Consider the following 16898-nt stretch of genomic DNA (forward strand, 5'->3'; position numbering starts at 1 on the left):
AGACGCTGCGCTGCATGAGCGACCGGAAAATCTGTTAGAAAGCCCGAGGGGACTGCCATGGAAAACACGTTGAACGGCCGCAAGGCACTGATCACCGGGGGAGCCGGCGGGATTGGCGCCGCGAGCGCCCGGGCCCTCGCCGCCCGGGGCGCCAAGGTGGTGATTGCGGACGTGGACGCAGCCGCGGCCGAAGCGCTCGCGGATGAAGTGGGAGGCACCACCTGGGCCGTCGACCTGCTGGACGTGGAATCGCTCGCCACCCTGAGCCTTGACTGCGACATCCTGGTGAACAACGCCGGGATCCAGCGCATCAGTCCCATCGAGGATTTCGAGCCGGCCGATTTCCGCAGGCTGATCACCCTCATGCTGGAGGCGCCGTTCCTGTTGATCCGTGCGGCGCTGCCGCACATGTACGCGAACAATTTCGGCCGGATCATCAACCTCTCTTCCGTGCACGGCATCCGGGCCTCCCCGTTCAAAAGCGCGTATGTATCCGCCAAGCACGGACTTGAAGGGCTGAGCAAGGTGACGGCGCTTGAGGGCGGGGAGCACGGCGTGACCTCCAACTGCATCAACCCCGGTTACGTCCGCACGCCGCTGGTGGAGTCGCAGATCGCTGACCAGGCCAAGGTCCACGGAATTCCGGAATCGGAGGTCCTGGCCAAAATCATGCTGACGGAGTCCGCCGTAAAACGCCTGGTGGAGCCGGAGGAAGTGGCCTCACTCGTTGCCTGGCTCGCATCTGGCCATGCGGGCATGGTGACCGGCGCCAGCTACACGATGGATGGCGGCTGGTCGGCCCGCTAACCGCCCGGCGCAGGAGTTTTTGTCCGGATAGGCAGGCTTTCGAGGCCTTCAGCCCTGCATATCCGGACAAAAACTCAATCCAGCTGTTTGATTTGCCGGTGGTCGTAGAAGAACACGCCGTGGACGGTATCCACACCCACTGATGTTCCCTGCTGGAAAACCACCAATCCCTCGCGGCGGCCCTTGAACGGATCATCCGCCACCACGGCGTCACCTATTTTGTAGGGTGATCGCGGGGCGAAGGGCTTCAGCATGCGGTTCCATGTTTGGGCTGCAACCTTCGTCAGGCTGATGGGCCTGCCCATGCTCGACGGGTCCCGGACAACGGCTTTGGCCATATGTACCAACTCCTCGGAAGCGGCGCAGGCCGCTCACTCGCGGTGCAGGTTAACCGGAACGTTCCCAGCAGAGGGCGGCCCTCCACATTCCGGCTGGCACCTTAGGTCAAAGCTATGCGCTATTCACACCAGTCACACCAGTAACAAGTACTCGCTTTTGGCGGGCCCGGTACTTGCCTGCTGCGGCAACGGCTCAGCGCTGGCCGTTGACGATGTCCTCAGCGTTTTCGAAGGCCCATGCCACCAGCGGAACCAGCAGCGCGCTCAGCTCATAGCCGCGGTCGGTAAGGCTGTAATCCACGCGGGGCGGAATAACCGGCTGCGCGTCCCGGCGGACCAGGCCGTCCCGCTCCAACGTCTTGAGGGTCTGTGCCAGCATCTTCTCGCTGATGCCTTCTGCCCGGCGCCGCAGGTCGCTCCACCGCTGCTCGCCCTCGGAAAGCGCAAGCAGGATAAGGACGCCCCACTTGCTGGTGACGTGGTCCAGCACAGTCCGGCTGGGGCAACCGGCCGGGAACACGCCGTCGGCGAGGTCAACCGGAAGCGGCGCTGCCTGGGCCGTATCGGAACGGGCACTAACTTTCATGTGAGTACCTTACCTGAAAGTGCGTACTCTCTTTTAGGAAGCAATCAGGAATGTAGGTGGTTGTGCCTCATGACAGACACCCTACGGAAGGAATTTCATGAGCATCGTCATCACCGGAGCAACCGGCCAGCTGGGCCGCCACGTCGTCGAGGCCCTACTGGAGCTCAACGTCCCTGCCGGGGAGATTGTGGCCGCGGGGCGCTCCGTGGAAAAACTGGCAGGCTTTGCCGGGCGCGGAGTGCAGGTCAGGGCAATGGACTACGCGGACGCGTCCTCCGTTACCGCGGCACTGAAGGGTGCCCGGAAAGTGCTCCTCATTTCCGGCAGCGAGGTGGGCCAGCGGGTGGAGCAGCACCGTACCGTGATCGAGGCCGCCAAGGCCGAAGGCGTGGAACTGTTGGCCTACACCAGCATCGCCAACGCCGACAGCACGGGAATGAAGCTGGCGGCCGAGCACCAGGCCACGGAGGCCATCCTGCGGGAATCAGGGGTGCCCTTCGTCCTCCTGCGCAATGGCTGGTACCTCGAGAACTACACGGACCAGCTGCCCGGGACCCTGGCCCAGGGCGCCCTTGCGGGGAGCGCCCGGAACGGACAGGTCAGCGGCGCCGCGCGTGCTGACTACGCCCACGCCGCTGCTGCCGTGCTCGTGGCGGAGGGGCAGGCAGGCAACGTGTACGAACTCGGCGGTGACGAGGCCTTCAGCATGGCGGACCTCGCAGCCGAAATCAGCGCGGCCACCGGCAAGACCATCACTTACAACGACTTGCCCCCACAGGAATACGCCGGCCTGCTGACCGGGGCCGGAGTGCCGGAGGCGTTCGCGGAGATCCTGGCGGACTCCGATCTTGGCATCGCCCGCGGGGACCTCCTGGTAAGCAGCGGGGACCTGCGCAGGCTGATCGGACGGCCTGCCACCTCACTGGCTGAGGCTGTGCGGACCGCCGCTGCCGCCATCTAGCGGCCGCACCGACAGCTTTTGCGCTGATGGTGTGCCTCCGGCCGGCAGCTGGGAATGCTGCCGGCCGTCGGCGCGGGGAAAGAGGCGAAGCCTCCGCTGCGGACTGTGGTGGCCACGGACAGCGGCGGCGTCCGTCCACAAGGTGGTCCCGCCGTCGTCCGCCACCCTTGACTCGGTACCGGCTTTTCCTTACGTTGGGGGCCTGCTGCCAGCCGCGGCCCAAAGGAGATCGAGCATGAAAGCTATCGTGCAGGACGTCTATGGGACTGCGGACGTGCTTGCGCTGCGGGATATTGCCCGGCCTGTAGCGCGCGACGGCGAGGTCCTGGTCAGCGTGCGGGCAGCCGGAGTCGAGCAGGGCGTGTGGCACCTGATGACCGGGCTGCCCTACCTGGTCCGGCTCTTTGGTTATGGGCTGAAGAAGCCCAAGGTGTCCGTGCGCGGCCGGGAAGTGGCCGGTGTGGTGGAGTCCGTGGGAGCCGGCGTGACTCGGTTCAAGGCGGGTGACGAGGTCTTCGGAACGTCAGAGGGGTCCTTTGCGGAATACGTCTGCGCCAAGGAGGGCAGGCTGGCCAGGAAACCCCGGAACCTTCCCTTCGAGGGAGCAGCAGCGGCAGCCATCTCCGGCGTGACAGCTTTGCAGGCTGTCAGGGATGCCGGCCAGGTGACCGTGGGCCAGAAGGTGCTGGTCATTGGGGCGGGTGGAGGAGTGGGGTCCTTCGCGGTGCAAATAGCCAAGGCTTTTGGTGCGGACGTGACGGGAGTCTGCAGCACCGGCAAAGTGGAATTTGTCCGGTCCCTCGGCGCTGACATAGTCATTGACTACACACGTGAAGACTTTGCCGCTGCCGGGGCGCAGTATGACGTCATCCTGGACACCGCGGGCAACCGTCCGTTCTCCGTCCTCAAGCGCGCACTCGCCCCGCGGGCCACACTTGTGCTTGTCGGCGGCGAGAATGGCGGAAAGCTCACCGGCGGGTTCGAAAGGTCACTGGCGGCACCTTTGTTGTCGCTGTTCTCCCGGCAAAAATACAAAAGCCTGGTGTCGAGGGAGACGTACCTTGACCTTGAGGCCCTGGCATCCCTGATTGAAGCCGGGAGCGTCAAACCCGCCGTAGACAAGGTCTTCCCGCTTGCGGAAGCACCGGCCGCCGTCAGGTACCTCCGGGAGGGCCGGAGCCTCGGGAAAGTGGTGGTCAGGATCTGATCCGGCCGTTTTGCCGTCGCATAAAAAGTCCGGAAGTAATTCTGAGTTCGGCTCGCTGCCTGCCCATCTCCGGGCCCCTTGAATGTCAGACCCCACTGCCAGGATTGATTTATGGAAAGCACGACGGCGGTGGTGGAGGCGGAGGCGGCAGTTGACGCTTCGGTGGCTGCTTTCACGGCCGTGCTCAGCGGCGCTGCTGTTGCCGGTACGCCTGGTTCCGGTACGGCTGTTTCCGGTCTTGGTGGCGTTGAGCCTGGCGCTTGCGGGGTTGGTGATGATCCGTTGCAGCGGGTTGCTGATGGGGCGTTGGATGTTCTTGCGGGGGTGGCGCGGTCGGAGGCGAAGCTGGCGGCGGTGAAGGCGCGGGCGGTTCAGGTGCTCGCTGCCGCCACGAGTGTGGTGAACGGTCCGCCGTCCTCGCCGCAGGAGGCCACGGCCCAGGACCGGAGCCTGGTGGCCGAGGTCGGGTGTGCGCTGGTGATTGGTGACCGTGCCGCCGGTGCCTTGTTGGCCGAGTCCCACGCCCTGGCCACCGCCCTGCCCCGGACCCTCGCCGCGTTGGGGTCCGGGACGATTTCCTGGGCCCATGCCCGGGAAATGGTGAACCAGACCGTGGGGCTTGACCGGGCCGGGGCCGCCGCCCTGGAGGCTCACTTCCTGGACCCGGACACGCCACGGCCGGCCGGTGCGGCGACGATCGGTGAGATGCCGGCGTACCGGTTCAAGGCCAAGGCCCGGACGTGGCGGGAACGCCACCATCCCGAGTCGCTGGAGAAGCGCCATACCAAGGGGGTGGCGGACCGGCGGGTCGAATGCCGGCCTGACCAGGACGGCATGGCCTGGCTCTCCGCTTGTTTGCCCGCGCACCAGGCGCTGGCAGGCTGGAACCGCCTTAACGCCCTCGCGCGGGCCGCACAAGGACCCAACGAACCCCGCACCCTCACCCAACTCAGTGCCGACCACTTCGCCCAAGCCATCCTCACCAGCGGAACCAGTGCAACCTTCCATGCAGACAACAGTGCAGGTAACGGCGAGGAAGCAAGCGACAGCGACGGAGCCGGCGCAGGAACCGGTGCTGGCCTGCTTTCCCCGGGGATCCGGGCCCAGGTCCTGGTCACCGTGCCGGTGTTCTCGCTGATGGGCCTGACGGAGGAGCCGGCGGTGCTGGACGGGTTCGGCCCCATCCCAGCCTCGATGGCACGGGACCTGGTCGCTAACGGTGCTGATTCGTTCTACCGGGTCCTGGTTGATCCGCGGGACGGGGCGCCGTTGGAGATCGGGCGGAGCAGCTACCGGGTCACCAAAGCCATGCGGAACTGGCTCCGGCTTCGCGACGGCCAGTGTCCGTTCCCCGGCTGCAGCAACCCGTCTTTGGATAATGAGGCAGACCACCTCCTCGCCTGGCACCACGGCGGGACCACCGGGATCAGCAACCTGGGACAGCCCTGCCCGAAACACCACAAACTCCGGCACACCAGCGGCTGGACACCGACACCAGCCACCAAAAACCAACCACCCGGCTGGACCTCACCCACCGGACGCCACTACAAAAGCGAACACCAGGACTGGGAACCACCCCACTGGCCTGCCAGCACTCGTGTCCCTGCCATTGCCGATGCTCCGGCCCGCCCAACTGGAGACGTCCCGTACTTGGAGCCTCCCCCGGAGGAACCCGCAGGCGGAAACCTCCTGGACCCTGGCGACATACCGGCGGATGACCCCTTATGGGACGACTTCTACGCCCTGCCGCCCATTTCGGCTCAGGAGCCGTTGACGCACTGGGAACCGGCTCTGCCCTAGCTGCAACAGCCGGCTTCCCGGGAGCACTCCGTGCAGTAAGAGCGGGTCCAAAGGACGACGTCGTGGTGGCGATACAGGATTCCGGCGCCAACCCGGGCCCCTTCCGCCATCGCGGCCCGATACGTGCCCACTCTTCCGGGTGCCGGGCTGCGGGCTGTGAGGATGGGATCCCCGGCGCGATGTCCTGCCGTCCCATCGACAAGTTCGCGGAGAATGTCAGCACGGCCAAGGAAGTGAGCCCGCTCAGTAACCATATGGACCAGAACCTGATGCAGGGTGGCATGGCGCCACTCTTGCTACTCCTGAATCAGCCAACAGTGTCAGAGAGCTGCGACCCGATTCATTTTCTCCGGCCGCCTTTGAGACTGGAGCGCCCTCGTACATACCGAGCCTGGTGCCTATAGATAGCTTTTGCGCACCGTGAACCAATCGTTTGCACCCAGCTTTCCGGGGTAGGGCAGCGGCGTCATCGGCTCCCGGAATGCCGGAAGGACCCCCACCTGCCATAAATCCTGGTAAACGATCCGACCGGGGTCACTTGTAGACAGTCGCTCCCAGGCGACCTTCTTTGCATCGAGAATTGCCAGTAGTGGATCTAAGCGGGCGGTCATACTGTCCGCGGACTCCCGGAACCAAGTGATCGCACCGATCGAATTTCCATCCGCATAGAACGGTGGATTGGGCAGGTTCTCCTGGAACCAAGCGTTTGCAACGGCGTAGCAGGTGATTTCTTTCTCAAGGAGCCGCCCTGTCCGGCGCAGATGGTCTACAGCCATGAGAACGCCAACGGGTGCTCCAGTGCGCCCGACATACTTCGTTTGGAACCGCTGGAAGCCCGTCATTGCAGCCATGATCTCACTTATCGGGGAAGGGCCTTGCCCAAAGAGTCCCTAACCCTCACTCGTCGCACTTCCGGACCCTGGGGCTGGCAAATGTCGAAGAATGCGGCAACGCCATGAATTCCCACGGGCTCTACGGCGAGGTCGTGCATGTCTGTGATCCCAGACACCGTGCATACTTCAATGACGTCGAAACCCAAGCGCGGGGCGCACAGTTAAGTACGGGATACCGGACAGGGCTGCGAGGCCCGGAACAGCAATGGAGGGACCATGGCGGTCGAAACGGAGGCCAGGCCTGAAGCAGGCAGCGCACCTCAGATGGCATCAAAGGGGACATCCAAAGTCCCCGCTGCCGAAAACACGCTGCGCATCCTCAAACTTCTGGCATCCCGTCGAGGCCCCATGGCGGCGTCGCAAATCGCTTCCACCCTGGGCCTGCCACGCTCCAGCGTCTACCACCTGCTGGGGGTGATGGAAGCCAACGGTTTTGTCCTCCACCTCCACGAGGAGCAGCGCTACGGGCTCGGCATCAGCGCGTTCGAGCTCAGCTCCGCCTACTCCAGGCAGGAGCCGCTCTCCCGGCTCGGCCGCCCGTTGCTCGCCTCCCTGGTGGATGCGCTGGGTGAGAGTGCACACCTGGCGGTACTGCACGGGCGAGACGTGCTGTACATCGTTGAGGAGCGCGCCAAGAACCGCCCGTCCTTGGTGACCGACGTCGGAGTCCGGCTCCCCAGCCACCTCACCGCCAGCGGGCGTGCCATTCTTGCGGCCCTGCCCAAGTCCCAGGTCCGTGCGCTCTATCCGAACGCTGCTGCTTTCACCGCCCGGCACGAGGTGGAAGGCGCCATCATGAAGTACTCGGCGCTGTCCTCGCACCTGGACCGGGTAAGGCAGCGCGGTTACGCCACCGAACATGGCGAAGTCACACCAGGCTTTGGCTCCATCGCCGCCGCCGTGACGGACCACCTGGGATGGCCGACGGCGGCCGTCGCCGTCACCTTCCTCGAGGACAAGCTGCCGGCTGAGCAATGGCCGGCGCTCGCCGCCCGCGTCCAGAAAGTGGCCGATGAGCTCTCGGTGCGGCTCCATGGCCGCCCCGCCAAGTAGGCCCCAGCCCCACCCGAGCCGCTCCGCACTCCCAGCCACCGACCCGTCCAGTTTGGTGCCTTAACTAAAAGGGCGGCGGGGGCTCTAGGAGGGTCCGGTATCCCGGACAGCACCAATCCGCAGGCCCTATTTCTGCCACCTCGGACGGGCTTTAGTAGATACAGAACTTCCAGCAAAACCACTACACGAAGGAGCCACCATGGCACCCGCCGATTTCACCACCGGTGCCCGCCCGGTCAAAGCAGCCCGCGGCACCGGGCTCACCGCCAAGTCCTGGCAGACCGAAGCGCCGCTGCGCATGCTCATGAACAACCTGGACCCCGAGGTCGCCGAGCGCCCGGATGACCTGGTGGTTTACGGCGGCACCGGCCGCGCTGTCCGGTCCTGGGCCGCTTTCGACGCGATCACCCGTACGCTGGAAACCATGGAGAAGGACGAAACCCTCCTGGTGCAGTCCGGCAAGCCCGTCGGCGTCTTCCGCACCAACGAATGGGCGCCCCGCGTGCTTCTGGCCAACTCAAACCTCGTCGGCGACTGGGCCACCTGGCCCGAATTCCGCCGGCTGGAGGCCGAGGGCCTGATGATGTACGGCCAGATGACCGCCGGGTCCTGGATTTACATCGGCACCCAGGGCATCCTCCAGGGCACCTTCGAGACCTTCGCCGCGATCGCCCGCAAGCTCACCGGCGATGAAAACGGCACCCTCGCCGGAACCCTGACGCTCACCGGCGGGTGCGGCGGCATGGGCGGTGCCCAGCCGCTTGCCGTCACCCTGAATGACGGAGCGTGCCTGATTGTCGACGTCGACGAAACGCGCCTGCGGCGCCGCGCCGGCAAGCGCTACCTCGATGAGGTGGAGACCGACCTCGACGCCGCGATCGCCAAGGTGCTCAAGGCCAAGGAAGAGCGCCGCGGCTGGTCCGTGGGCTATGTCGGCAACGCCGCCGAGGTCTTCCCGGAGATCCTGCGCCGCCACAAGGCCGGTGAGCTCACCGTGGACATCGTCACCGACCAGACGAGCGCGCACGATCCGCTGTCCTACCTGCCCGAGGGCATCTCGGTGGCGGAATGGCACCGCGAAGCAGAAGCTGACCCGGAAGGCTTCACCAAGAAGGCGCAGGCGTCGATGGCCAGGCACGTCCAGGCCATGGTGGAATTCCAGGACGCCGGCGCCGAGGTCTTCGACTACGGCAACTCCATCCGCGACGAAGCCCGCAAGGGCGGCTACGAACGTGCCTTCGAGTTCCCCGGCTTCGTCCCCGCTTACATCCGCCCGCTCTTCTGCGAGGGACTCGGCCCCTTCCGCTGGGTTGCCCTGTCGGGCGACCCGGAAGATATCCGCGTCACCGATGAGGCCATCAAGGAGCTGTTCCCGGAGAACAAGCACCTGCACCGCTGGATCGACGCCGCCCAGGAACGCGTCGAGTTCGAAGGCCTGCCGGCCCGCATCTGCTGGCTCGGCTACGGCGAACGCGCCAAGGCCGGCCTGCTGTTCAACCAGCTCGTGAAGGACGGCAAGGTCAAGGCGCCCATCGTGATCGGCCGCGACCACCTGGATTCAGGGTCTGTCGCCTCCCCGTACCGCGAAACCGAGGCGATGCAGGACGGTTCTGACGCGATCGCTGACTGGCCCATGCTCAACGCCCTGCTGAACACCGCCTCAGGCGCCACCTGGGTGTCCCTGCACCACGGTGGCGGGGTCGGCATCGGCCGCTCCATCCACGCCGGCCAGGTCTCCGTCGCGGACGGCACCGACCTCGCCGCCCAGAAACTCGAGCGCCTTCTCACCAACGACCCCGGCATGGGCGTCATCCGCCACGCCGACGCCGGGTACGACCGCGCCCTCGAGGTCGCCAGGGAACGCGGCGTCCGCATTCCCATGCAAGAGACAGCGTCCGAAGCCCGCTGACCAGCCCCACATCCACATCGGTTGCTTCGTAACTGTCGTTTTGAGCCCCGAAAACGACAGTTACGGAGCAATCGATCCACAGAAGCAGGAACACCATGAGCACCATCACCCACGAACCGCTGACCGTCACCCTCGGCACCAGCGGTATCACCCCGGAGGACGTCGTCGCCGTCGCGCGCCACAACGCCAGAGTGACCATTTCCCCGGAAGCCCTCGAAACCGTTGCAAAAGTGCGCGCGCACATCGACGACCTCGCGGCGAGCGACACCCCGGCGTACGGAATTTCCACCGGTTTCGGCGCCCTTGCCAACCGGCACATACCCAACGAATTGCGCACCCAGCTGCAAAAGAGCCTGATCCGCAGCCACGCCGCCGGCATGGGTCCGGCCGTGGAACGTGAAGTGGTCCGCGGCATCATGTTCCTCCGCGCCAAGACACTGGCCTCCGGCCGCACCGGCGTCCGTCCGGTGGTCCTGCAGACCATGGTGGACGTCCTCAACGCCGGCATCACCCCGGTGGTCCGCGAGTTCGGGTCGCTGGGCTGCTCCGGCGACCTGGCACCCCTATCGCACTGCGCCCTGGTCCTGATGGGCGAAGGCGAAGCCGCCGGGCCGGACGGCCAGCTGTACGGCACCGCCGGCCGTCCCGCCGTCGCCGAACTCCTTGCCTTGCACGGCATCGAGCCGGTCACCCTCGCCGAAAAGGAAGGCCTTGCCCTGGTCAACGGTACCGAGGGCATGCTGGGCATGCTGCTGATGGCCATTGCGGACCTTCGGCAGCTGCTGACGACGGCGGACATCACCGCAGCGATGAGCGTCGAGGCGCTGCTGGGCACCGACCAGGTGTTCCTTCCGGAGCTGCACGCCGCGCTGCGACCCCATCCGGGGCAGGCCGCCAGCGCTGACAACATGCTGCGCGTGCTTTCCGGTTCGCCGATCGTCGCCTCCCACAAAGTCGGTGATTCCCGCGTGCAGGACGCCTATTCGCTCCGCTGCGCCCCGCAAGTCACCGGTGCGGTGAGGGATACGCTGGACCACGCGGACCTGGTGGCGTCCCGCGAACTCGCCGCGGCCATCGACAACCCGGTGGTGCTCCCTGACGGGCGGGTCAGCTCCAACGGCAACTTCCACGGCGCTCCTGTGGCCTACGTGCTGGACTTCCTGGCCATCGCCGTGGCGGACCTCAGTTCCATCGCGGAGCGCCGGACGGACAGGATGCTTGACCCCGCGCGGTCCCACGGCCTTCCTGCGTTCCTCGCAGCCGACCCGGGTGTCGATTCCGGGCTCATGATCGCCCAGTACACCCAGGCCGGGCTGGTCTCGGACAACAAGCGTCTCGCTGTACCTGCATCGGTGGACTCCATCCCGAGTTCGGCCATGCAGGAAGACCACGTCTCCATGGGGTGGCACGCGGCCCGTAAACTCCGGAAGGCAGTGGAGAACCTGCGGCGCGTCCTGGCGATCGAGCTGGTGACCTCAGCCCGGGCATTGGATATCCGCACCCAGCTCTCCGGTGGCGGGCTGACGCCGGGACCGGCGGGCGCCGCCGTCGTCACTGCACTTCGGAGCGTGGTGGACGGGCCGGGGACGGACCGCTTCCTTTCCCCGGAGCTGGAGGCGGCGGACAGGCTGGTCGCCGCAGGGGAGGTGCGCCGGGCCGTCGAATCGGCCGTGGGTCCACTGGCATAAAAGCGAACAATCTTCAGCCAATCGGCACAAAGCGTCCGCCTGGTGAAATTTCGAGCGACACGGACATCGGGCGGACGCGGAGTGTAGTAGAACTGAAGGTGTAGTGAAAGTCACATCAAAGAGGCTGTGGCGCGGAACATATACAAAGGGGTAGAAGTTCAAATGAAAGCACGTGGGGCAGTCCTGTCGAGGCGCAATGCCCATTCCGCCGTTATTTCCGACTGGAGGGGACTCCAGGCCGGGGAACGCGTCGAGATCATCAAGCAGGCGCATGTGGTGGCCACCGGTGAGGTGGAAGAAGTGTCCCAGAGCGGAAACGTTCTGTGGCTTGTGCCGGCTGGTCCGTCCGAAAAGCAGCTCTTTTTGAAGTCCGACGGCGTACAGGTCCGCCGGGCCTGATAACCCGGCCAACTGCCGATAGAAAAAGTCCCCGCCGCTGCGTATGCAGCGGCGGGGACTTTTGTCTGTGCGCGAAAGGGGCGTCCCTCGCAATCTGTCAGGCTGCGATGGCCTCGTAGGTCTCGCCGAAGGGGACCGATTCGTCCAACGCCACGGTGTAGCGGCCGGGGTGCAGCCTGGTCACCAGGATGCCGCAGGCCGCGTCCTGGGCTGCAACCTCGATGAGTTCGGCAACTGCTTCTTCCAGGCCCGTGTGGACGTCGCCCGCGGTGGAGAACTCCAGGTCGATCGACCGGACTGCCGGTGCGTCAGTGGCTGAGGAGACGGCGGGGACGTGCTCCATTGTTGCTGTAGTCATGTGTGAACTTCCTGTGTTTCATGCCTGAGGGCCTTTTCATCGTACCTGCTCGTCCGCGCAAATGTCAGATGACTGCTGTTTGGAGTGTCCAAATCCCGTCCGAAGCCAGCCGGACTCGCGGCCTCCCAGTCACAATAGGGCGCGTTGGCGGAGCGTCAGCGCATCGGCAACGATGGGGTGCAAACGTGCAACGTCAGCTCGAAGGGGATCTGGATGAAAATCATGCGCCTGGGTGAAAAGGGCAAGGAGCAGCCGGCAGTCATGGTGCCGTCCGGTCGGTACTACAGCCTCCTGCCGCTGACGCCGGACGTGGACGGTGAGTTCCTGGCATCCGGGGGAGTGGACAAGGTCCGGCACGCGCTGGAAGCCGGATCCCTGCCGGAACTGGAAGGTGTGGCGGCGCTCAGGGTTGGCCCCCCGATTGCCAGGCCCGGCTCGGTGGTGGGAATCGGGATGAATTACGCCGCGCACGCCGCCGAGTCAGGTTCCGCGCCCCCGGAAATTCCGGTGGTGTTCCTCAAGCCGGGCAATACTGTTGCGGGACCGTTCGATGCCGCTCCCATTCCGCCGAACTCCAGCAGGTACGACTGGGAAGTGGAGCTGGGAATCGTCATCGGCAGGGAGGCCTCCTACCTGGAGTCCCCCAGCCAGGCGGAGGACTGCATCGCGGGATACGTCACCGCCAACGACCTCTCCGAGCGTGAGTACCAGCTCCCCGGGGCGGCCGGCCAGTGGACCAAAGGGAAGTCCCTCCCCGGCTCCACGCCGCTGGGCCCCTGGCTGGTTCCGGCAGGCGAGATCGACGGCGGGAACCTGCCGTTGCGGAGCTGGGTCAACGGGGAGCCGCGGCAGGACTCCTGCACCTCGGAGCTCATCTTAGATGCCGCCACCCTTGTCCACCACTGCAGCCAGTACATGCGCCTGGAGCCCGGGGACGTCATCCTGACCGGAACGCCGGAAGGCGTGGCGCTCAGCGGCCGCTTCCCCTACCTCCAGCCGGGTGACGTGGTGGAGGTAGAGGTTGTGGGGCTGGGGCGCCAACGCCTTGGGCTGTTCCGTGCTGGAGAGTCCGGCTAGCCTGCCTTTACTGCCAGGACCGGGCAGTCGGCTTCCAGCAGGATCCGTTGGGAAACGCTGCCCATGATGAGCTTGCCCACCGGTGTCCGACGGCGCAGGCCGATCACAATCAGTTCAGCGTTGTGCTCCTCCGCGGCATCGAGCACCTCTGCGGCGGCATCGTGGCCACGGACCGGCTGCTTGATCACGTGGTCGATGCCCTGGGTGGCCAGGCGGTCCTCAATGCTCTGGATCTCCGGCTCCTGGGCGTAGCGGTTGTCCACCAGCGCGTCCCCCTTGGACGAGTTGATGACCAACAGTTTGGTGTTGCTCTTCCGGGCTTCGTGGATGGCCTGGGTCAGGGCTGCTTCGCCCTCGGGGGTCGGGACGTATCCCACCACGATGGTCATGGTGTCTCCTTCTTGTCTGCGTGGGCCGGGCTGTCTGGGCGGGCAGTGCTGTCCGGGTGGCTATGGCTGCCTGGGCGGGCAGTGCTGTCCGGGTGGCTATGGCTGCCTGGGCGGGCAGTGCTGTCTGCGTGGACACCGCTGCCTGAATGAACTGTGCTGCCCGGGTGGGCGGCACCCTCCGGGTGGACGGGCAGGTCTGCATGCGCGGAGCTGCCGGACGGAGCCGCCGGCCCCGTTTCCGTGGCCGGCACGGGTCCGGCCGCAGCCGGGCGGTTGCGCCGGACCAGCTTGAAGATCAGCGGCCACAGCAGGATGAGTCCCACGATGATGTAGATGACGACGGCGATCGGCTCGCTCCAGAGCCCTGCCGGGTCACCGGCGCTGAGCTGCAGGCTCTTCCGCAACTGGCCCTCGATGCGTGGCCCAAGGATGACGCCAAGGATCAGGGGCAGCACAGGCAGCCCGAACCGGCGCATCATGAATCCCAAAGCCCCCAGCGCAAGCAGGAGGACCAGGTCGAAGGCCTGCAGGTTCACCGAGTAGGCGCCCAGCGTGGCGAAGAACAGGATGCCCGCGTACAGGTACGGCCGGGGGAGCTGCAGGAGCTTGGCCCACAGGGGAGCCAGCGGCAGGTTGATCAGCAGGAGCAGCAGGTTGCCGATGAAAAGGCTTGCAATCAGCGCCCACACCAGGGGGCCCTGGCTGGAGAACAGCTGCGGACCCGGCTGGATGCCGTAGGAGGTGAACGCAGCCAGCATGACGGCGGCAGTGGCGTTGGTGGGCAGGCCCAGCGCAAGCATGGGGGTCAGGGTCCCGGCGGCGGCTGCGTTGTTGGCAGCTTCCGGACCGGCCACGCCCTCGATGGCACCCTTGCCGAACTCCTCGGGGTGCTTGCTGAGGCGCTTCTCCGTCACATAGGAGAGGAACGTGGGGATTTCCGCGCCGCCGGCGGGAAGGGCGCCGAAGGGGAATCCGAAGGCGGTCCCCCGGAGCCAGGGCTTCCAGGAACGGCTCCAGTCCTTCTTGCCCATCCAGGGACGCCCAACCGGAATGACGTGCAACGGGGTGCGGCGCAGGTGGGCCGCAACCCACAAGGCTTCGCCCACTGCGAAGATGGCCACGGCCACCACAACGATGTCCAGGCCGTCCGCGAGCAGCGGCTGGCCGAAGGTCAGGCGGCGCTGGCCGGTCACCGAGTCGATGCCCACCAGGCCGATGGCCAGGCCCAGGGCCAGCGAGGAGAAGCCGCGGAGCCGGGATGAGCCGAGCACGGCCGTGACGGCCAGCAGGGCCAGGACCATGATGGCAAAGTAGCTGGGAGCGCCCAGGCTGACGGCGAACTTAACAACAATGGGGGCGCAGACGGCCAGGAGCGCGGTGCCGATGGTGCCGGCGATGAACGAGCCGATGGCCGCCGTCGCAAGCGCCTGCGAAGCCCGCCCCGCTTTGGCCATTTTGTTGCCTTCGATCGCCGTCACCACCGAGGACGATTCACCGGGTGTGTTCAGCAGGATCGAGGTGGTGGAACCGCCGTACATGCCGCCGTAGTAGATGCCGGCGAACATGATAAAGGCGCTGGTGGGTTCCAGGGCGTAGGTGACGGGCAGCAGCAGGGCCACGGTCATGGCCGGGCCGAGGCCGGGCAGGACGCCGACGGCGGTGCCCAGGATGACGCCGATGACGGCGTAGAGGAAATTCATGGGGGTGAGGGCGGTGGCGAAACCGTCCATCAGTGAGGACCAGACGTCCATCAGAGGATTCCTTCCAGGAGTCCGGCGGGCAGTGCGATGCCCAGGCCGAGGTAGAAGCCGTAGAAGGTCAGCAGGGACAGGGCCACGGAGATGAGCCCGTCACGGATGTAGCGGCGGCTGCCCAGTGCCAGGACGCTGCCCCAGAACAGGACGGTGCCGGAGATGACCCAGCCGGCCCAGTCGATGAGCAGGATGTTCAGGATGAAAGCGCCCGCCAGGGGCAGGATGGTCTTCCAGTCGGCAGGGTGGGTGAGGTCGATGTCCTCGCCGCCCTCCGCTTCGCCCTGGCCGCCCCGGATGACGTTGACGGCCAGCAGGACTGCGCAGGCCACCAGCAAACCGGCCACGATGAACGGAACCGTTTTGGGACCAACCGGGTCCGACTGGGAATACGGGGTTACCAGGCCGTTGGCGTCCAGGAAGACAAGGACGCCAACCGCGCCGAGCAGGAGTGCAACTCCCAGCTCGGCGCGGCCTTTAAGGCCTGTGGTCAGCGAGCTCACGCCAACCCAAGCTTGGTGAGGACGTCCGCCACCCGCTTGTCCTGCTCGGTGAGGAAGGTCTCGAACTCGTCGCCGGTGATGAAGGCGTCAGTCCAGCTGTGGGTCTTCAGCGCTTCCTTCCAGCCTTCGGTTGCGTGCATCTTCTCAAGGGCGGCGATCAGGGAAGCCTTGTCCTCGTCGCTGATGCCCGGAGGGGCCACGATGCCGCGCCAGTTGGTGAACACCAGGTCGATGTTGGATTCCTTCAGAGTGGGGGCGTCCACGCCTTCCAGGCGCTCCTCGCCGCTGGTTGCCAGCACGCGGACTTCGCCGGATTCGATCTGCTGCAGGTACTCACCGGCGCCGGAAGCGGCAAAGCCAAGCTTGTTGCCGAGGATCGCGGGCAGGAGGTCTCCGCCGCCGTCGTAGGACACGAAGTTCACCTTGGTGGCGTCGATGCCAACCGCGCCGGCCAGCTGCATGGGCAGCAGGTGGTCGGGGCCGCCGGGGGAGGAGCCGCCGCCTACGGAAATAGACGCCGGGTCAGCCTTCCAGGCCGCCACCAGGTCGTCGATGGTCTTGTAGGGGGAGTCCTTGCTGACCATGATCGCGCCGGGTTCCTCGATGAGCCGGGCCAGGGGGGTGGTCTCGGTCAGCTTGGATTCGGACTTGTTGGTGTAGCTGGCGCCCACGACGCCCAGCCCCATGAGCATGGTGAGGTCGCCGTTGCCCTTTTCGTTGACCACGCGGGCCAGGCCCACGGTGCCCCCGGCGCCGGCTAGGTTGAAGACCTCGGTGTTGTTGGAGATCTTCTCGTCGTCGAGGACCTTCGCTGCGGCGCGTGCGGTGGTGTCGTAGCCGCCGCCCGGGGTGTTGGGGACCATGATCTGCAGGCCGGTGATAGGTCCGGCGGCGGCGCCGGAGCTTTCCGGGCCGGTGGAGCTCTTGCCGGTGGCACCGCAGCCGGTGGCCATCAGGGCGATGCCGGCGGCGACGGCGGCGACTCGCAATGCGCGGATCTGGCGCATGGTGTTCCTCTTCTCAGTAATGCAATTCTCTACAGGATGATCAGCGGACCTGATCTGTGCTTTCGATGCTAGGCCCGGCAGTGACTGCGATCACTCTTGTGTACGCAGAGAAAGTTAAGTTCATTGCGTTCACGTTTCCGGCACCCCACCACGCCCGGGTCCGTACCGCCCT

The 16898-nt window shown here is 65.9% G+C and carries 18 protein-coding genes; 9 read left to right on the plus strand and 9 right to left on the minus strand.

Annotated features, from left to right (window positions below; all coding sequences use genetic code 11):
* The first annotated feature begins 57 nt into the window (after positions 1-57).
* The gene (locus tag NFU08_RS15775) at positions 58-807 is read left to right on the plus strand and encodes a 3-hydroxybutyrate dehydrogenase (RefSeq protein WP_251424591.1); all 750 of its coding nucleotides are present in this window, start codon (positions 58-60) and stop codon (positions 805-807) included.
* A 74-nt stretch (positions 808-881) separates the two neighbouring features.
* On the opposite strand, the gene NFU08_RS15780 is transcribed toward NFU08_RS15775, so the two are convergent.
* Both NFU08_RS15780 and NFU08_RS15785 read right to left on the minus strand, forming a co-directional pair.
* Positions 882-1145 carry a hypothetical protein gene (locus NFU08_RS15780; RefSeq protein WP_251424593.1) on the minus strand — a complete coding sequence of 88 codons (264 nt, stop codon included), beginning with the start codon at positions 1143-1145 and terminating at the stop codon, positions 882-884.
* Between the two features lie 193 nt (positions 1146-1338).
* Entirely contained in the window at positions 1339-1731 is a 393-nt protein-coding gene (locus tag NFU08_RS15785) for a helix-turn-helix domain-containing protein (RefSeq protein WP_174179373.1), read from the minus strand.
* A gap of 97 nt (positions 1732-1828) precedes the next feature.
* Here NFU08_RS15785 and NFU08_RS15790 point away from each other — a divergent pair, with 97 nt between their 5' ends.
* From NFU08_RS15790 to NFU08_RS15800, 3 genes are all read left to right on the plus strand, one after another.
* On the plus strand, positions 1829-2692 hold the full coding sequence (locus NFU08_RS15790) for an SDR family oxidoreductase (RefSeq protein WP_174179375.1): 864 nt from the start codon (positions 1829-1831) through the stop codon (positions 2690-2692).
* A 235-nt stretch (positions 2693-2927) separates the two neighbouring features.
* Positions 2928-3899 (plus strand): NAD(P)-dependent alcohol dehydrogenase, encoded by a 972-nt coding sequence (locus tag NFU08_RS15795; RefSeq protein ID WP_251424595.1) that lies wholly within the window; start codon positions 2928-2930, stop codon positions 3897-3899.
* 111 nt (positions 3900-4010) lie between these two features.
* A complete protein-coding gene (locus NFU08_RS15800) occupies positions 4011-5699 on the plus strand; it encodes an HNH endonuclease signature motif containing protein (RefSeq protein WP_251424597.1) in 1689 nt (562 codons plus the stop codon).
* Here the strand turns inward: NFU08_RS15800 and NFU08_RS21035 are convergent.
* Together NFU08_RS21035 and NFU08_RS15805 are read right to left on the minus strand one after the other, a co-directional pair.
* Positions 5696-5953: a hypothetical protein gene (locus NFU08_RS21035; RefSeq protein ID WP_174179380.1), complete on the minus strand. Its 258-nt coding sequence runs from the start codon at positions 5951-5953 to the stop codon at positions 5696-5698. The genes NFU08_RS15800 and NFU08_RS21035 overlap by 4 nt on opposite strands.
* A gap of 144 nt (positions 5954-6097) precedes the next feature.
* Positions 6098-6550: a hypothetical protein gene (locus NFU08_RS15805; protein ID WP_251424599.1), complete on the minus strand. Its 453-nt coding sequence runs from the start codon at positions 6548-6550 to the stop codon at positions 6098-6100.
* Positions 6551-6808: 258 nt separating this feature from the next.
* Between NFU08_RS15805 and NFU08_RS15810 the strand changes: the two genes are divergently transcribed.
* The 4 genes from NFU08_RS15810 to NFU08_RS15825 all read left to right on the plus strand — a co-directional run bounded on the left by NFU08_RS15810 (position 6809) and on the right by NFU08_RS15825 (position 11641).
* Positions 6809-7645, plus strand: a complete 837-nt coding sequence (locus NFU08_RS15810) for an IclR family transcriptional regulator (RefSeq protein ID WP_374724854.1) — start codon at positions 6809-6811, stop codon at positions 7643-7645.
* Between the two features lie 199 nt (positions 7646-7844).
* Positions 7845-9554 carry a urocanate hydratase gene (gene hutU / locus NFU08_RS15815; protein WP_174179385.1) on the plus strand — a complete coding sequence of 570 codons (1710 nt, stop codon included), beginning with the start codon at positions 7845-7847 and terminating at the stop codon, positions 9552-9554.
* A 95-nt stretch (positions 9555-9649) separates the two neighbouring features.
* Positions 9650-11242 carry a histidine ammonia-lyase gene (gene hutH, locus NFU08_RS15820; RefSeq protein ID WP_174179387.1) on the plus strand — a complete coding sequence of 531 codons (1593 nt, stop codon included), beginning with the start codon at positions 9650-9652 and terminating at the stop codon, positions 11240-11242.
* A 162-nt stretch (positions 11243-11404) separates the two neighbouring features.
* Positions 11405-11641 carry a hypothetical protein gene (locus NFU08_RS15825; protein ID WP_104188045.1) on the plus strand — a complete coding sequence of 79 codons (237 nt, stop codon included), beginning with the start codon at positions 11405-11407 and terminating at the stop codon, positions 11639-11641.
* 97 nt (positions 11642-11738) lie between these two features.
* Here NFU08_RS15825 and NFU08_RS15830 read toward each other — a convergent pair whose 3' ends face one another.
* Positions 11739-11999, minus strand: coding sequence for a hypothetical protein (locus NFU08_RS15830; protein WP_174179391.1), 261 nt, complete (start codon positions 11997-11999; stop codon positions 11739-11741).
* A gap of 213 nt (positions 12000-12212) precedes the next feature.
* On the opposite strand from NFU08_RS15830, the gene NFU08_RS15835 reads away from it, so the two are divergent.
* Positions 12213-13076 carry a fumarylacetoacetate hydrolase family protein gene (locus tag NFU08_RS15835; RefSeq protein WP_251424601.1) on the plus strand — a complete coding sequence of 288 codons (864 nt, stop codon included), beginning with the start codon at positions 12213-12215 and terminating at the stop codon, positions 13074-13076.
* Here NFU08_RS15835 and NFU08_RS15840 read toward each other — a convergent pair.
* From NFU08_RS15840 to NFU08_RS15855, 4 genes are read right to left on the minus strand one after another with little or no spacing between them, the layout of a single operon-like run.
* Positions 13073-13465, minus strand: a complete 393-nt coding sequence (locus NFU08_RS15840) for a universal stress protein (RefSeq protein ID WP_066273479.1) — start codon at positions 13463-13465, stop codon at positions 13073-13075. The two genes, NFU08_RS15835 and NFU08_RS15840, sit on opposite strands and share 4 nt — an antisense overlap.
* Complete coding sequence (locus tag NFU08_RS15845; protein ID WP_251424603.1) at positions 13462-15216, minus strand: tripartite tricarboxylate transporter permease; 1755 nt, start codon at positions 15214-15216, stop codon at positions 13462-13464. The genes NFU08_RS15840 and NFU08_RS15845 overlap by 4 nt, the downstream gene beginning before the upstream one ends.
* Positions 15216-15719, minus strand: a complete 504-nt coding sequence (locus NFU08_RS15850; RefSeq protein WP_066273481.1) for a tripartite tricarboxylate transporter TctB family protein — start codon at positions 15717-15719, stop codon at positions 15216-15218. Before NFU08_RS15850 ends, NFU08_RS15845 begins: the two co-directional genes overlap by 1 nt.
* Complete coding sequence (locus tag NFU08_RS15855; RefSeq protein ID WP_174179398.1) at positions 15716-16726, minus strand: tripartite tricarboxylate transporter substrate binding protein; 1011 nt, start codon at positions 16724-16726, stop codon at positions 15716-15718. The genes NFU08_RS15850 and NFU08_RS15855 overlap by 4 nt, the downstream gene beginning before the upstream one ends.
* Positions 16727-16898 lie beyond the last annotated feature (172 nt).

Origin of the sequence: Pseudarthrobacter sp. NCCP-2145 (assembly GCF_023708005.1) — a bacterium.
Classification (GTDB): Bacteria; Actinomycetota; Actinomycetes; order Actinomycetales; family Micrococcaceae; genus Arthrobacter; species Arthrobacter oxydans.